Origin of the sequence: Dyadobacter frigoris (genome assembly GCF_005280585.1) — a bacterium.
Taxonomy (GTDB): Bacteria; Bacteroidota; Bacteroidia; order Cytophagales; family Spirosomataceae; genus Dyadobacter; species Dyadobacter frigoris.
Genome location: NZ_SZVO01000007.1, coordinates 166,369 through 183,238 on the forward strand (window position 1 = coordinate 166,369; position 16,870 = coordinate 183,238).

Consider the following 16,870-nt stretch of genomic DNA (forward strand, 5'->3'; position numbering starts at 1 on the left):
TCCATTTTGTTGACAAAGTATGGTAAAGCAGGTTGATAATGTCGTTTTAGACACATTAAAAGAAAGACTCAAAGAAATATTTGGTTACAGTCAGTTTCGGGGAGAGCAAGAAGTTATAATTCAAAATATCCTGCTAGGCAAAAATACTTTCGTTATTATGCCAACGGGAGCAGGAAAATCACTTTGCTATCAATTGCCGGCACTTGTGACGGAAGGTATGACAATCGTTATATCTCCGCTTATTGCCCTTATGAAAAATCAGGTTGACCAGCTGACTGCATTTGGGATCAACGCACAATTTTTGAATTCGACGCTAACAAAAGCGGAGATGACAAGAGTTAAAAATGATGCCCTGGACGGAAGTTTGAAGCTTCTTTACATCGCACCGGAATCTTTGACAAAAGAAGAAAATCTTGAATTTCTGAAAAGAGTTAAAATTTCTTTTGTCGCTATTGACGAAGCGCATTGTATCTCTGAATGGGGACACGATTTCCGCCCGGAATACCGTCGTATTTACGGGATTATCGAAAACATTGGTAACCTGCCGATCATTGCGCTTACTGCTACTGCCACACCGAAAGTTCAGCAGGATATCCGTAAAAATTTACAAATGGAAGAAGCCGAGACTTTCAAGTCTTCCTTCAACCGTAAAAATCTTTACTATGAGATCCGCGCTAAAAAAGATACTAAAAAACAACTGATCCGCTACGTTCGTAACAACAAAGGCAAGTCTGGAATTGTCTATTGCTTAAGCCGGAAAACAGTTGAAGAAATTGCTGAATTGCTTTCTGTTAATGACGTAAAAGCACTTCCTTACCATGCTGGCCTGGATAGCAATACGCGTATGGCAAATCAGGATGCTTTTTTGAATGAAGATGTTGACGTAATTGTTGCTACTATCGCTTTTGGAATGGGCATTGACAAGCCGGATGTACGTTTTGTGATCCACTACGATGTACCAAAATCGCTTGAAGGCTATTACCAGGAAACAGGTCGTGCCGGCCGTGACGGTCTGGAAGGAAATTGTTTGATGTTTTACAGTTATGATGATATTCAGAAACTGGAAAAATTCAACAAGGACAAAACGGTTACCGAACGCGATAATGCACGCCATTTGCTGAATGAAATGGTAGCTTATTCCACTTTGGGCGTTTGCCGGAGAAGACAACTTTTAAGCTACTTTGGTGAATATCTTGATAAAGATTGTGGATTCTGCGACAATTGTATCAAACCAACAGAAAAAAGCAAAGTTCAGGATGAAGTAGTTCTTGTGCTTCGTGCTGTCCATTTAACCGAACAACGTTTTGATGGTGAACACATTACCGACTTAATTACGGCCACTGACAATCAGTATGTTCGTAGTTACGAGCACGACAAACTGGATGTTTTTGGCAAAGGCACCGAACTGAACGAATCCCGTGATTACTGGATCTCTACAATTCGCCAGCTTGTCATTTTAAATTATCTTGAAAAAGATATCGAGAATTATGGCATTCTTAAAATCGGCGAAAAAGGGCTTAACTACATCAACGATCCCTATCCTGTAACACTTTACAAAGACCATAACTTCGATGAAGAAGAGGTAAAAGTAGAGGATGATACAGATTCAGCATCTGGTGGAAGTGCGCACGCCTATGATGAAGCACTTTTAGGCATGTTGAAGGTACTTCGTAAAAAAGTTGCCAAAGAAAAAGATCTACCTCCATACGTTATTTTCCAGGATCCGTCTCTGGAAGAAATGGCAACAACTTATCCTACCACACAACAGGAAATGGCGCAGATCAACGGCGTCGGAATGGGTAAGGTGCAGAAATTCGGACGCCAGTTTATTGATCTCATTACAAGATATGTTGATGAAAATGAGATTGAAACGGCGAAAGATGTTGTTATAAAATCAACGGTCAACAAATCCAAGATCAAGATCTTTATCATTCAGCAGGTTGATAGAAAAGTAAGTCTGGATGAAATTGCCGATGTTAAAAATATGGCCCTTGGCGATATTATTGAAGAAGTCGAACATATCTGTTATTCCGGAACGAAATTGAATCTTGACTACTACATCAATCAGGTGATTGACAAAGAACGTCAACAGGATATTTATGATTATTTCATGAGTGCGGAAACAGATAATATCGCAGCAGCACTGAACGAATTCTCAAACGACGATGTAAGCGAAGAAGAATTAAGGCTAGTGCGAATTAAGTTTTTATCGGAATTGGCGAATTAATATATATCCAGGCAAGGATTTTGCCTGTTAAGATTTTGTTCGTTAAAATTATTATTATCAGGTTATGAATGTACTTATATTGGGATCAGGTGGACGCGAACATGCTTTTGCCTGGAAAATTGCCCAAAGCCCTCTTTGTGACAGTTTGTTTGTTGCGCCGGGAAATGCCGGCACAGCCACCGTGGCAACAAATATTCCAATTTCTTATAATGATTTTGATTCAGTTGCAACGGCTGTTCTTGAAAACAGCATAGAATTGGTTATCGTTGGTCCCGAGGAACCGTTAGTAAATGGGATTGTTGATTATTTTGAAAACCGTCCTGATCTTGCAAAAATTAAGATCATAGGACCAAATGCAGCAGGTGCGGAGCTTGAAGGAAGTAAAGACTTCTCCAAGCAGTTTATGCAAAAATATAACATTCCAACATCTTCGTCACGTACATTTACGGCTGAAACTTTGGAAAGTGGTCTTGAATATATTGAGAACCATCCGTTACCAATTGTTTTGAAAGCAGACGGACTTGCAGCAGGAAAAGGCGTAATTATCGCTGAGAAGAAAGCGGATGCTGAAGTAGCATTTAAAGAAATGCTGGTTGATGGCAAATTTGGATCAGCAGGAAATAAAGTCGTAATTGAGCAATTCTTGAAAGGAATTGAACTTTCAGTATTTGTACTTTGTGACGGTGAAAATTATAAAATTCTACCAGAAGCAAAGGATTACAAAAGAATCGGCGAAAATGATACCGGGCTAAATACCGGAGGAATGGGCGCTGTATCACCCGTAGCATTTGCTGATGCCAATTTTTTAAGAAAAGTTGAAGAAAAAGTTGTTAAACCTACGCTTTATGGTTTAAAAAGTGAAGGAATAAAATACGTAGGATTTATATTTATCGGATTGATGAATATAAAAGGTGAACCATATGTCATTGAATACAATGTACGTATGGGAGATCCGGAAACGGAAGTGGTTTTACCACGAATTCAATCTGATTTCCTGATCCTTTTAGCTGCAACGGCGAAAGGTACTTTACAGGATATTGAAATGACTATTTCTCCGCAAGTGGCTGTAACAACAGTACTTGTATCGGGCGGATATCCGGGAGATTATGAAAAAGGGAAAGTAATTTCCGGCAATGACAAGCTTGAAGATGTATTTCTGTTTCATGCAGGAACTACATTTAATGCAAATACCGAAGTCGTGACAAATGGAGGCCGCGTGATGGTTTTAACCGGCGTAGCAAATTCGCTTGAAAATGCAGTCCGTAAATCGCAGCGTGCCGCGCAAGCGATTCAGTTTGAGGGAAAATATTTCAGACACGACATCGGTATGGATTTAATTCGTTATAACTCTTGATGAAGACGATGAACTATGGGATGTGGATCATGTGCATCCGGCGGGTGCGGTACTAAAGAAGGATCGGCCGTCTCAGGATGTGGAAGTAATGGAACCTGTGGTACAGGTGGATGTAATAAAATGAACGTTTTCGACTGGCTCAGCCACATGGATGTGCCTGCAAGCCAGAAGTTTGACGTTGTTGAGGTTAAATTCAAAGGCGGAAGAAAAGAATATTTCCGTAATATAAATCAACTGGATTTTTTCACAGGCGACTACGTTGTTTGTGAAATGGCCTCAGGCCAGCATATAGGAACTATTTCCTTACAGGGCGAGCTTGTACGCCTTCAGATGAAGCGTAAAAACGTTGCGATCAGCGATGACATTCATGTTATTTACCGGATTGCCAACGAAAAAGATTTGGACAAACACACGCAGGCAATGGCACGTGAAATGCCTACGCTGTATCGTACACGGGAAATTATCCGTGAGATGAAACTGAATATGAAGTTATCTGACGTTGAATTTCAGTCGGATAATACCAAAACTACTTTTTACTATTCTTCCGAAGAACGTGTTGATTTCCGGGAATTGATCAAATCTCTGGCTTCTGAATTTAAGGTTCGGATTGAGATGAGGCAGATCAGCCTTCGTCAGGAAGCGAGCCGTTTAGGCGGATTAGGTTCTTGCGGACGCGAACTTTGCTGTTCAACCTGGTTAACTGATTTTAAGAATATCTCAACTTCGGCTGCGCGTTATCAGAATCTTTCACTGAATCCTGCAAAACTTTCAGGACAATGCGGACGGTTGAAATGCTGTCTGAACTACGAGTTGGAAACTTATATCGACGCTTTGCGTGATATTCCGACGGTAGATGTTCCTTTAAAAACAAAGAAAGGAACGGCAACACTTCAAAAAACCGACATTTTCAAAAAGATCATGTGGTTTGGTTTTGAAAAAGATACAAACTGGTATCCCGTAGCGATCGATAAAGTTCTTGAAATTATGGAGTTGAACAAGAATAATGTGATTCCTGAATCACTTGAAATTCTGACTCCGGAACCTGAAAAGAAACTGGACAGAGGTACTCAATCACTCAACAGTGATCTGGCTAATCTTGATCGTAAGTACAGCGAAGAACAGAAAAAGAAGAAAAAGAAGAAAAGCAGGAACGGCAACAAAAACCGCGGAGCTAAGCCGCCTCAGGCGGCAACACCTTCAAGTCCTCAATAAAATAAAGAAAATGAGCTGCAAAATTGATATTTTGCAGCTCATTTTCTTTTAAACCAAACCCAACATTCTGAATTCTTGAAAAATCATGTAATTCGTCTGGCTGAAATTGCCAATCAGCCTTCGAGACGCATCATAGGACTTATGTCCGGCACATCATTGGACGGACTTGACGTTGCACTTTGTAAAATCCAGGGAAGCGGAACGGATACTGTTTTAGAAGTTGAGCAGTTTGCAACGGTTCCGTTTACAGAAGATTTTCGTGATAACATCCGCGAGATTTTTGCAAAAAGGGAAATTGACTTTCAACATTTATGTGTTTTAAATCCATTAATCGGACTGGAACATGGCCGTATGATTCTTGAATGTTTAAAAAACTGGAACATTCCGGCGGAGGAAATCGATCTTATCGCAAGTCACGGACAAACGGTTTTTCATGCGCCAAAAAAGCAGCATAATCTTTCCGGTTTTCCAAATTCAACTTTACAAATAGGAGACGGAGATCACATTTCTGTAACAACCAAGATTATTACCCTGAGTGATTTCCGGCAAAAACATATCGCAGCCGGAGGAGAAGGCGCACCACTTGCCGTTTACGGTGATTATTTTCTGTTTTCCCAAAAAGGAGAAAACAGGATTTTATTAAATATGGGTGGTATCGCGAATTTTACCTTTTTGCCTGGTTCACTTGATCCGTCCGCCATTTTCACAACAGATACTGGTCCGGGAAATACTTTGATTGATGCCTTCGCACGACAGTTTTTCAATATACCATATGATGATAATGGCGCGATTGCAGCCAGTGGTTCAGTCAATGAAATTTTATTGGATGCGCTGAAATCTCTTTCCTTTTTTGAGGCGCCGTTTCCAAAAACCACCGGGCCGGAGGTTTTCAACAAGGAATTTGTTAATAACCTGATTATCAAAAATCATTTGTCCAGAATCTCTCACGAGGACATTCTTGCTACATTGACAAGGTTTAGTGCAGATACTATTTCAAGCGCCATTCTACGCATGATAAAACCAGATGAAATATATAAGATTTATGCAAGCGGCGGTGGCGCCCATAATCCTGTGCTGATGGCTGCCATTCATGAGCAACTGCCAAACTGCCATTTATCCTTAATCGATGATCTTGGCGTATCAGGAGATGCGAAAGAAGCAGTGTTATTTGCTGTTTTAGCCAACGAAACTGTGGCAGGTGGAGAAGTTGCTTTTGGAGAACGTGAAGGCGTGCCTAGTGTGACGATGGGGAAGATTTCATTTCCTGGGTAAATTACTGCATGGAAAGACGATAACTATGACGTCATATCAGTAAACTAATAGGTTTGGTTATTGCTCATCTTCATTAATCTATTAAATTGATTTATGGCAACAGCATGGCGAATTTCTCGATTTTGTCCTGCTTTGCAACTCTATCCAAAAAGATATCAGTTTGAATTTTTTTTGGAATTCATTATAAGCTAAAGATATTTTAAATAGAATATAAGATATAGTAAAATCGATATGACGAAAACACCTGTTTGCAACTTAAAAAATCTCCAAGTAGCGAAACCAAGTGAATTTGATAATTCACTCCTCTTTTTGAAATTTTGAATTAAATCGGACATCTCTATACTAAGATTATCTATATCATAAAAAAACACTTTTAGGACTACATAAAAAGAATCTAACAAGCTATTTTTCCCTTTCTGAGAATGTGGTAATTTTCCCTTTTCTGTTCCTGTTCTTTTAACATTATTCTTTTTAAAATAAATTTTTCTAATTAAAGTTATATTTCTAGTAATTTTAAAGTCATATAAACGGCTTATCATAGCTAGTATTCCAAAAAGTATAGATATACAACAAACAATAATTATAGTTATGTAAAAGCACTTGTTGTTACATTTAGCATTGTCAATGGTAAATAAAAATCCTAGAAATGCAACAGATAACGTGATTATAAGATTATTGGTAAAGCCCAATTGTTCAAGAGCCTTTGCAGACCAATTTTTATATCTTTCATCATACTCTTTCTGCTGTGCATCAATAATATTGGTATGAACCTCAATTAGCATCTTTTTACGTGAATATTCTTCTTCTGGCATGTCAGAAATTTTAAACTGAAAATTAAATACTTATGAAATTAAAATTACTGATAATCTTGACCATAGCTAGCTTTTCCGCCTTTGGACAGACTCGTAAAGAAACCATTGATTGGCTAAACTCTAAATTTGAAAGCAGTCCCATTATACGTAATTCTATTCAACAATCGACAAGATTTTTAAAAATAGAGGATACTGGTAATTTCTCAGTACAAGAATTTTTATATGCAACAAATGTTGCATTGCCTACCTCTCGAAACTACAATGGCAAAACGTTGTATACGGGAAATTTTAAAGATTTAAGCCCTAACTCTGTAAGAAGTAGCCGAGTGTACGGAGAAATTTTCATTTTCGCTTCCTGCACTACTGGTAAATGTGTTAACCAGCAAGATCAAGGACCCGATTTTGATGTGTATAAAGTGTCGGAAGTAGCTATTGGCGTCATTTCTGATCCAAGTTTAGAAGCCCGTTGTAAAAAAGCATTTATTCATTTGATAACTATATCTGGGGGCAAAAAGGAAGCATTTTAAGCCTCTCATTTGTGGGATAGTCTTTTATAAAGTCTATTTTATTGTGCTACTGTCCTCCCATAATTAAATTATTATCTGGTTTTTTGCCCGAAATCATACCCTTCTCTCCGAAGCCCAATTATCCCATGTTGCTGTCCAAGTCTTTACTAATTTCTTCAATATCATCAGGTTATAGACTTTTAAGGTACTTCGAAAATTCGATAAAACTGCCTTTATAATGCGCTAAGCTCTTTTGCTATGCAGGGTTAGATTAAAAGATTGTACATAAACGACCACAAGACAATTAAAAGCTATACCAATGGTAGTTACGAATATTAACACCGTTAAAAAGATATCAATTTGCTTGTGAGCGGCCAATTATGCCAAGTATATTTTCAGAAAAGGTGCATTCTTCTGATGCGACATAAACGGATAAGTATAGAGCAAAAAATTTTTAGAAGAGAATAGATCGCTTACAATGTCAAAACAGGCAGCAACCGCCGCACTTCCCCAAAAAACAAATTCATATTTCTTCTATCATTCAAAAAACGACTATTTTTACACAAGGAAGGTAAATTCAATAAATTTCGATTTCCTATTACAAACCTTCCAATGTGATTAACATGCATGACATCATCATTATCGGAGGCGGAATTGTTGGCCTGGCCACCGCGCTTCGTATAAAAGAACAAAAACCGACTTTGAAGGTTTTGTTATTAGAAAAAGAAAATGGTGTTGCCAAACATCAAACCGGGCATAATAGTGGTGTTATTCATTCAGGATTGTATTACAAACCTGGAAGTTTAAAAGCTACTAATTGTATTCGTGGTTATGATATGCTTCTGGATTTCTGTAATCGTGAAAATGTGCCTTACGACCTTTGTGGAAAAATAGTGGTAGCTACCAAACCAGAGCAAATTCCACTTTTAAAGAATCTTTATGATCGTGGTATGCAAAACGGTTTAACTAAAAACCGGATGATCAGTGCTGGCGAAATCCGTGAGATGGAGCCACATGTAAATGGTTTGGAAGGAATTGCGGTTCCTTATACCGGGATTATCGATTATACCGCAGTCAGTGAAAAATATGCTGAAATATTTCAAAAGCTGGGCGGAGAAATTCGATTTGGTGAGAAAGTTGTCAATATAAAAAGTCTGGCTTCAAATAGCGAAGTAGTGACTGCTTCCGGAAATGTTTACAGCACAAAACTGGTGGTCAATTGCGCAGGTTTATATTCTGATAAAGTCGCTCAGTTAACACAACCCGAAGAAATCAAAGTTCAGATTATTCCTTTCCGTGGGGAATATTATAAGATCAAGCCCGAAAAACATCATCTGGTCAAAAACCTGATTTATCCCGTTCCGGATCCGAATTTCCCTTTCCTTGGCGTCCACTTTACCCGTATGATAGAAGGTGGTGTAGAAGCCGGCCCAAATGCTGTGTTTGCGTTTAAAAGGGAAGGTTATAAAAAAACAGATATTAATTTCCCTGAGTTATTCGAGGCCCTTGCCTGGCCAGGATTTAGAAAAGTAGCCATGAAATACTGGCAGACCGGAATGGGCGAATACTATCGTTCCTTTTCAAAAGCAGCATTCACAAAAGCTTTGCAGGAATTAATTCCGGAAATACAAAGTGATGATCTAATACCGGGTGGCGCAGGTGTTCGTGCGCAGGCCTGCGATTACGACGGCGGGTTACTGGACGATTTCTCAATCATCGAAAATAAAGGCGCTATCAATATTTGTAATGCACCATCGCCGGCAGCAACTTCTTCACTTTCTATCGGACAAACCGTTTCTGAAAGAGTTTTGGCAAGACTTTAAGAAAATCTTCAATATCGTTAAACCAAAAAAGCTTCCTAATTGGAAGCTTTTTTGGTTTATAACAATGTCCTTTTTTAAGCCTTCTTCATTTGTGACATTCCAAATATAACTACATGAGCCACTGCAAAAATCATAGAGAAGTAAAACAAACCTGTTTGTTCACCATTTGTCATCATCTCATGAGCAATAGCAATACCTCCAAGAATAACAGCAAGTACAATTCCCGTTAATCCGGCAACCTTGCGGCCATTTTGGATTGTTGAAGCTTGTCCGTCGGACAAAAAGCTGTTTTTAATACCGTACCATAGATAAACATCAAATCCGATGATCATCCATACGAACAAACGAATCCAGGTATCAAGTGGTAAAAATGCCATCATGAAGAAACAAGTTCCAACACCCAAAATAGGGATCAAAGGAACAAGCGGCGTTTTGAATCCACGCGGAACATCCGGCATTTGTTTTCTCATTACAATGATACCGATACAAACCAGGATAAATGCAAACAATGTTCCGATACTGGTCATTTCACCAACAACACGTGCAGGTACAAACGCAGAGAACAAACTCACAAATAACATGAACATGAAATTGCTTCTAACCGGCGTCTGGTATTTTGGATGCACGCTTGAAAAAATACGTGGAAGCAAACCGTCTTTACTCATACTGAAAAATACACGACTTTGTCCTAATAACATCACCAGGATTACAGAAGCATAACCGCCTAAAATAGCTACAATGATCGCACGGTTCAACCACGGATAATCCGGGTGAATTACGCCTGACGCATCTGCACTTCCCATATGTTCAATAGCCACTGCCACCGGTGCGATACCATCCTGTCCTTTAAAAGAAGTATAATTTGTAACACCCGTCATAACGTGTGCAAAAAGGATGTACAAAATTGTACAGATAACAAGAGAACCTAAAATCCCGATCGGCATATCCTTTTTAGGATTTTTTGCTTCCTGAGCTGCTGTACTAACTGCATCAAAACCGACATAGGCAAAAAACACAATAGCCGCTGCCCGGACAATTCCACTGAAACCATACTCACCAAATGTTCCTGTATTGTCCGGAATGTAAGGAATGTAGTTAGAGTTGTCGATATACTGCCATCCTAAAACGATAAAAATCACAACAACCGTAACTTTCAATCCAACGATCACAGCATTTACTTTTGCGCTTTCTTCGGTACCTTTCATGAGCAATAAACTCACGAGAATTACAATAAATACGGCAGGAAGATTGATAATACCTCCGTCCCAGGGACCAACCGTCAGCGCGGTGGGGAGGTGGACATCAAATCCCTCTAAAAATTTAATCAAATACCTACTCCAGCTGATACTCACCGTCGCGGCTCCAACCGCATATTCCAATACAAGATCCCATCCGATGATCCAGGCGATAAATTCGCCCATGGTCGCGTAAGAATACGTGTAAGCACTACCTGCAACCGGTATCATAGAAGCAAATTCTGCATAACAGAGACCTGCAAAGGCACAGCCTAATGCTGCAACCATAAATGAAATTGTGATGGCAGGACCGGCCTGATTGGCGGCTGCACCACCTGTAATAGAAAACAAACCTGCACCAATAATTGCACCGACACCTAATGCAACCAGACTGCCAGGTCCAAGTGTGCGTTTTAGCTGATTACCTTCCCCAGTTGATTCTTTTAATAATTTGTCAATAGGCTTTTTGACCCAGAGTTGATTTGCCATAAAAAGTTTTTTGTAAATATTATGTCGTTATACCCTAAAACTAAAATAAAATTTGTTAATTATTGGCATATGCAGAATAAAAAAGGGGGAAAGTAAAATACTTTCCCCCTTTTATTATCTAAACACTTATGCTTTTACAATTTTCCCTTTTGTTGAAGCAGCATCTGAGCCGCCTGTTACGGCCAGAGAAGCTTGCTTAATTTTTTCACGTTGTAAAATATCAACAACGATCGGTGCAGCAACAAATAGCGAAGAATATGTTCCTACAATTACACCCAATAACATACAGAATGTAAATCCACGAATTACTTCACCACCAAATACCATTAACACGATCAATACAAGCATTACCGAAATACCGGTTACCGCTGTACGGCTAAGTGTACTGTTCAAGGCGTTATTAATAATTGTTGGCAAAGATTCTGTTGTTGCTTTATCATCTTTCAAATACTCACGGATCCTGTCATAAATTACAACCGTGTCATTCATCGAATAACCAATCATCGTAAGAATCGCTCCGATAAATGCCTGATCTATATCCAGTGAGAATGGCAGCCATCCGTTGAATAACGAATAAACAGCTAACAAAATGATTACGTCATGCGCAAGAGACATTACAGCTCCGTAACTAAATGCAAGTCGTTTGAAACGTAAGAAGATGTAAACAAAGTTGGCAGCCAAGGCAAGTAAAACCGCATACAATGCATTGATCATCGTGTCATATGCAATGGTTGGACCTACTTTATTAGAACTTACGATTGTTCCTTTGTTATTTTTGATCTTGGAAACACCTTCCATTATTTTCGTGTCCGCCTTTTGATCCGCATCAGGAGCAGTATCTTCAATCAGGTAATCCGTTGTGATTTTAACCTGGTCAAATCCTCCAAAAGTTTTTACTTCCGGCGAGTTTCCAAGTGCTGCGGCCATTACTTCACGCACTTCATCCGTTTCAACATTTTTATCAAAACGAACCACATAAGAACGACCACCTTTGAAGTCGATACCAAGTCCGAATCCTTTAAAGATGAATGAACCAACTCCGATAACCATGATCACCGAAGAAATGATATAAAAACGACGGCGTTGGGATACAAAGTCGAAATTGTTATCCTTGAACCAGTTTTTAGTCAAACCAGAGTAAAATTTGTAAACTTTACCATTTTTGATCTGATATTCCAGGAACAATCTCGTAACGAATATCGCGGTGAACAACGAAGTAAGCAAACCAATAACAAGCGTAGTAGCAAAACCTAAAACCAGACCTGAACCAAATGTGTAAAGGATAATACCTGTTAAAAGTGTCGTTACGTTTGAGTCAATAATCGCTGTCATGGAATGTTTGAAACCATCCTGAACAGCCAGCTTGAACGGCTTCCCTTCTGCAATTTCGATCTTGATTCCCTCGTAAATCAGTACGTTCGCATCCACGGCCATACCAATCGAAAGTACGATACCCGCGATTCCTGAAAGCGTAAGTACAGCGCCAAGAGAAGCCATAATTCCTAAAAGAAGGAACAAGTTTAACAGAAGTGTAATGTCAGCAACAAAACCTGCGCCGCTGTAATACGCCACCATGAACACAAGAATTACGACCAAACCGATCACCGATGATAAAACACCGGCCGTAATCGCTTCCGATCCCAAAGTTGAACCAACAATCGCTTCTTCAACAATGTGCGTTGGAGCAGGTAATTTACCCGCTTTAAGCACATTTGACATATCCTTTGTTTCTTCAACTGTGAAGTTACCCGTAATACTTGAATTACCATTTGGAATTTCACCCTGAACCGTAGGAGCCGTGTAAACAAGATTATCAATAATGATTGCAACCGGACGGCCAATGCTGTTGGCAGTAAGTGTACGCCATTTACGTGCACCTTCACCATTCATACGCATGGTTACTTCCGGACGACCGCGGTCATCATAGTCATGTGATGCATCAACGATCACATCACCTTCCATAGCAGCCTGCCCATTTTGTTTTTTGATAAAATACAAAGGAAGGATCAACTGGTTGTTGGTACCGGCAGTTCCTTTACGATCCCACATGAAAACCAAGTCAGCAGGGAACATAGAACGAACTTCCGGACGAGCAAGCATTTCGTTAGCACGAGCAGTATCTTTCAAATAAACACCCAAACCTTGTGGCATTGGTACAAAAAGACTTGTAAGTGCAGCACTTTGAGCAGCCAAAGCAGATGTATCGCTTTTAGCAGAATCTCCTTTTTGTTCAAGCTGAGCAGCCAAACCGGTTACTCCTGATTTTTTAGTAGTGTCAGTCGATGAAACCGCAGCAGCAGGTTTTCCGGCAGCTTTAATTCTTGCATCTTCTTTTGCCAAATAAGAACCCAACTGATCAATCGCAGGTGCCAGTTCATTGGTAAGATATACTTGTGCAAATTCAAGTTTCGCAGCTCCTGATAACAAACGACGAACACGTTCCGGGTTATCAACACCTGGAAGCTCTACCAAAACGCGGTTAGTACCTGGCAAACGCTGAATGTTCGGGTTGGTTACACCAAATTTATCAATACGAGCCTGCGTGATCTGGAATGCTCTGTCAATCGCACCATCAATTTCTGTGTTCAACATTTTAACAACGTCGCTGTCAGAAGAATTGCTGTTGATTTTGGTACGGTTAGCACTTGTAGCGAAAACACTTGCAAGACTTGTATTTGGCGCAGCTTCTTTAAATGCAGATACAAAGATTTTTACAAATGCTTTGTTATCCGCTTTTTTGTCCGCCTGTGCAGCCGCTAATGCTTTTTGGAATGCCGCACTGCGAGAATTTCCACCAGCCATTCCTTTAAGGATTTCTGCCGGAGCAACTTCCAAAACTACGTGCATTCCACCTTGAAGGTCAAGACCAAGGCTAAGCTCGCGTTCCATTACTTCCTGCAAAGTTTGTCCCAAATAGACATCCTCACGCCAAAGTGAATCGATATAATGTTGTTTTTTCTTGTCATCTACTTTGCCAGAAGCATCCGTAGCATAAGTTTCTGCCTTGCCCTTAATGTTACGTGAAACGAACGTAAATGAAAGGTAATAGGCACTAATAAGAGCCAACACAATGGTTAGCCCGATTATTCCATTCTTGTTAGTCATTGTTTTGTAAAAAATGTGAGATTTTGAAAGTGGATTTACTATGGGTTGATATATGAGAATAAAAAAGTTGATCGCAAGACGCGATGATACTCATATGTCAAGATGGAAAGGTCATAACAAAACTGTCACGGGGCATTGGTGACAATATATCGGGCAAAAACTCTACTGAAACAGGAAAACAGAAAATACGATTCCTTATAATCAACAGCAATAATATGTTGACTTTCAATAAACTGCCAGACTGGCTGCGGGGCAAAATAAAAATAATGAGAGAAATCAAACGAGATAGCGGGTGTAATGACCGCATCCAGAGAAAGTGCACTTACAGTAGCCTGCTGATCGTCTCCCGTATTAGTAGACGATTTTTCCTGGAAAATTCCCTTGGCTATTGACTTGGTATTCTGAGTAAATTTCTGAACCGAATTCACATTATCCGACCACGACCGCGCTCCGGCCACCATGAGTAACATGGAAGCAAGCAATAAGCTAATGGTCTGGTTAATAATTTTTTTCGTCTGCACGATTCAGTCTTCGATTTAAAACGCAAATTTTAAACCAAAATATCACATTCGCAAATGGTTTGTCTGAAATATCTGAATTATCCTTTTGACAAACTGTAAATTATGAGAAGGAATCCTAAGCATTTACTTCAAACGGCCATATTTTCGCATGATTTCCAATACTTTTTCCTTTGGTAATTCTTCCATTTTATGACCTTGAAATCCCTCGGATGTTTTAGCCATGAAAAGGGAATTGACAATCGCCTCATTGGTAGCTTCAATCACAGCCATAAAAAGAGGAGAAACAAAATCATTATGCAAAAGTGTTACACTGGAAGTTCCCTGCGTGGTTTCATGCGGAATCTGATATGCTGTTGCAAATGCGATTACATAATCTCCGCTGCCATTGGAAGCAATTCCACCGGTTTCTGCCAAACCCATGATAGCGCGTTTTGCCAGACGTTTCAGATTTCTGGCATCCAAAGGCGCATCGGTTGCGATGATCATCATACAGGAACCATCCGAAGATTTATCCAAAGATTCTTTAAAAGCATATTTTCCCAATTCTTCTCCAACCGGCACACCATTTACCTTCAAAACGCCACCAAAATTTGTTTGCGTTAAAACACCAACTGTATAACCACCCAGTTTTTCTGGCAATTTTCTGGAAGAAGTTCCGATTCCGCCTTTCCAGCTAAAACACACGGTTCCGGTACCTGCGCCAACATTTCCCTCCTCAACTTTCCCTGATTGAGCATTGTTCAAAGCTTCCAGCACATTTTCTTTTTTGATATGGCGGCCCCGGATATCATTCAGGAAACTATCGTTTGTTTCACCAACAACAGGATTTACCGAACGTACATTTTCGTTCCCTTTCTGATTCAACGTCCAGTCAATTAACGCATCGGCAGCGGTTGGGACACTTAATGTATTTGTGAGAATAATGGGCGTTTCCAGCGTTCCCAATTCCTCAACCTGCGAGTAACCCGTAAGTTTTCCAAAACCATTTCCGATATAAATTGCCGCCGGGATTTTTTGCTGAAACAGATTTCCTTCTCGCGGAATGATCGCAGTAACACCCGTTCGGATATCTTTTCCTTCTACCAAAGTTATCTGGCCAACTTTTACGCCGGTCACATCCGTTATTGCATTGAATTGACCGGTTGGTAAAACGCCAATTTTTATTCCCAGTTCACGAGGTCGTTTTTGGGCGAAAAGTTGAACCGGTAATAATAATAAAATGATAAGGAGTGAGTTTTTCATCGAAGCGGTATTTTGAATGTCCAAGATACAAAGGAAGATTTATGCTGATGTAGGAAATCTTCGATTATTTATAAAAACAAAAGCCGTCAGAAATTTCTGGCGGCTTTGCAATTGTATTACCAATAACACCCTAATCTTCTTCCGGTCTTGCTTTTGCAGGGTCAACGATCGTTTCCATTCTGCTTACTGCCGACGCACCAAAGTAACCCAGTGCTTTTCTACCCTTCGGATCAGCATTTATAACATTCGATTTAATGTTTGCGATAGGCGTAGCATAAATCCCGCCATTCGTGCTTTGATCCACTACCTGCTGCAAAAAGTAAAATGCCTCATTGGTAATGCTATGCAGCTCAACGCCCACATGGCTACCCGCCTGATACAAAGAATCGTAGGTAATTGATCGTCTCAATGGCTGTATAAATATCAAACCATCCGAAGGTGCGCCTGCGCTGAAAGCCGCGTCATAAGCAATGGAAATTTTCTCGGCTTTATCCACATTCGTTTTTCCGTTCAATACTTCTTTAATCCAGTAAGTATCACCTGTTCCTATGAAATCCCTTGCATAAAATTCAACAATGTAACCCGTCTTTTGTCCTTTATCCTTGTCTGGTTTGATAGGAAGTGTCTCATGGGTATAGGCGATAGAATCAATTTTAGGAACACGTTTGATTTCATTTTGAGATGTATAAACTTCCTTCTCATACTCGATTCTCAATGTATACTTTCTTCCAATCCGGCCCAAACTATCCGTTGCAAGGCTGCCCCAGGTATATTTCCCATTTCCTCCCGCGTCAGCGAAATTATAAACATTACCAATATTGTCTGTAACAGTCACTTTTGCTCCTAAAACCGGCTGAATCGGATTACTGTCAAAGTACGCAGAAGACCAGGTAAGGGTAATCGTTTGTGTTCCGGGTTGATTCGTAACCCAGCCATCCACGACTAACTGTGTAGGACCTGTTTCTGTTTTTAAATCAATCACATCTTCGCAACCCGACAATCCGATGATTGCCATAAGTACGATCGCGACGTTAAAAAAACCTGTTTTGAAATGTATGTTTTGTTTCTTCAT

Annotated in this window: 12 protein-coding genes; 6 read left to right on the forward strand and 6 right to left on the reverse strand. The window is 39.8% G+C overall.

The features are described 5' to 3' along the window. Nucleotides 1-19 precede the first annotated feature (19 nt). From recQ to FDK13_RS16150, 4 genes are all read left to right on the forward strand, one after another. Entirely contained in the window at nucleotides 20-2,227 is a 2,208-nt protein-coding gene (gene recQ, locus FDK13_RS16135) for a DNA helicase RecQ (protein WP_137341039.1), read from the forward strand. Nucleotides 2,228-2,291: 64 nt separating this feature from the next. Continuing rightward, entirely contained in the window at nucleotides 2,292-3,581 is a 1,290-nt protein-coding gene (gene purD, locus FDK13_RS16140; RefSeq protein WP_137341040.1) for a phosphoribosylamine--glycine ligase, read from the forward strand. 15 nt (nucleotides 3,582-3,596) lie between these two features. Further along, on the forward strand, nucleotides 3,597-4,793 hold the full coding sequence (locus FDK13_RS16145; protein WP_137341041.1) for a PSP1 domain-containing protein: 1,197 nt from the start codon (nucleotides 3,597-3,599) through the stop codon (nucleotides 4,791-4,793). A 75-nt stretch (nucleotides 4,794-4,868) separates the two neighbouring features. Further along, nucleotides 4,869-6,065, forward strand: coding sequence for an anhydro-N-acetylmuramic acid kinase (locus FDK13_RS16150; protein ID WP_137341042.1), 1,197 nt, complete (start codon nucleotides 4,869-4,871; stop codon nucleotides 6,063-6,065). A gap of 188 nt (nucleotides 6,066-6,253) precedes the next feature. Here FDK13_RS16150 and FDK13_RS16155 read toward each other — a convergent pair whose 3' ends face one another. Continuing rightward, nucleotides 6,254-6,877: a hypothetical protein gene (locus FDK13_RS16155; protein WP_137341043.1), complete on the reverse strand. Its 624-nt coding sequence runs from the start codon at nucleotides 6,875-6,877 to the stop codon at nucleotides 6,254-6,256. A gap of 32 nt (nucleotides 6,878-6,909) precedes the next feature. Here FDK13_RS16155 and FDK13_RS16160 point away from each other — a divergent pair, with 32 nt between their 5' ends. Together FDK13_RS16160 and lhgD are read left to right on the forward strand one after the other, a co-directional pair. Further along, entirely contained in the window at nucleotides 6,910-7,404 is a 495-nt protein-coding gene (locus tag FDK13_RS16160) for a hypothetical protein (RefSeq protein ID WP_137341044.1), read from the forward strand. 602 nt (nucleotides 7,405-8,006) lie between these two features. Next, nucleotides 8,007-9,206: an L-2-hydroxyglutarate dehydrogenase gene (lhgD, locus tag FDK13_RS16165; RefSeq protein WP_137341045.1), complete on the forward strand. Its 1,200-nt coding sequence runs from the start codon at nucleotides 8,007-8,009 to the stop codon at nucleotides 9,204-9,206. A gap of 74 nt (nucleotides 9,207-9,280) precedes the next feature. Here the strand turns inward: lhgD and FDK13_RS16170 are convergent, their stop codons facing one another. From FDK13_RS16170 to FDK13_RS16190, 5 genes are all read right to left on the reverse strand, one after another. Next, nucleotides 9,281-10,930 carry an amino acid permease gene (locus FDK13_RS16170; RefSeq protein ID WP_137341046.1) on the reverse strand — a complete coding sequence of 550 codons (1,650 nt, stop codon included), beginning with the start codon at nucleotides 10,928-10,930 and terminating at the stop codon, nucleotides 9,281-9,283. A gap of 126 nt (nucleotides 10,931-11,056) precedes the next feature. Next, nucleotides 11,057-14,035 (reverse strand): protein translocase subunit SecDF, encoded by a 2,979-nt coding sequence (gene secDF / locus FDK13_RS16175; protein WP_137341047.1) that lies wholly within the window; start codon nucleotides 14,033-14,035, stop codon nucleotides 11,057-11,059. A gap of 125 nt (nucleotides 14,036-14,160) precedes the next feature. Then, nucleotides 14,161-14,556, reverse strand: a complete 396-nt coding sequence (locus tag FDK13_RS16180) for a hypothetical protein (RefSeq protein WP_229216059.1) — start codon at nucleotides 14,554-14,556, stop codon at nucleotides 14,161-14,163. Between the two features lie 123 nt (nucleotides 14,557-14,679). Beyond that, nucleotides 14,680-15,798: a DmpA family aminopeptidase gene (locus FDK13_RS16185; protein WP_137341048.1), complete on the reverse strand. Its 1,119-nt coding sequence runs from the start codon at nucleotides 15,796-15,798 to the stop codon at nucleotides 14,680-14,682. A gap of 130 nt (nucleotides 15,799-15,928) precedes the next feature. Further along, on the reverse strand, nucleotides 15,929-16,870 hold the full coding sequence (locus tag FDK13_RS16190) for a DUF4249 domain-containing protein (protein ID WP_137341049.1): 942 nt from the start codon (nucleotides 16,868-16,870) through the stop codon (nucleotides 15,929-15,931).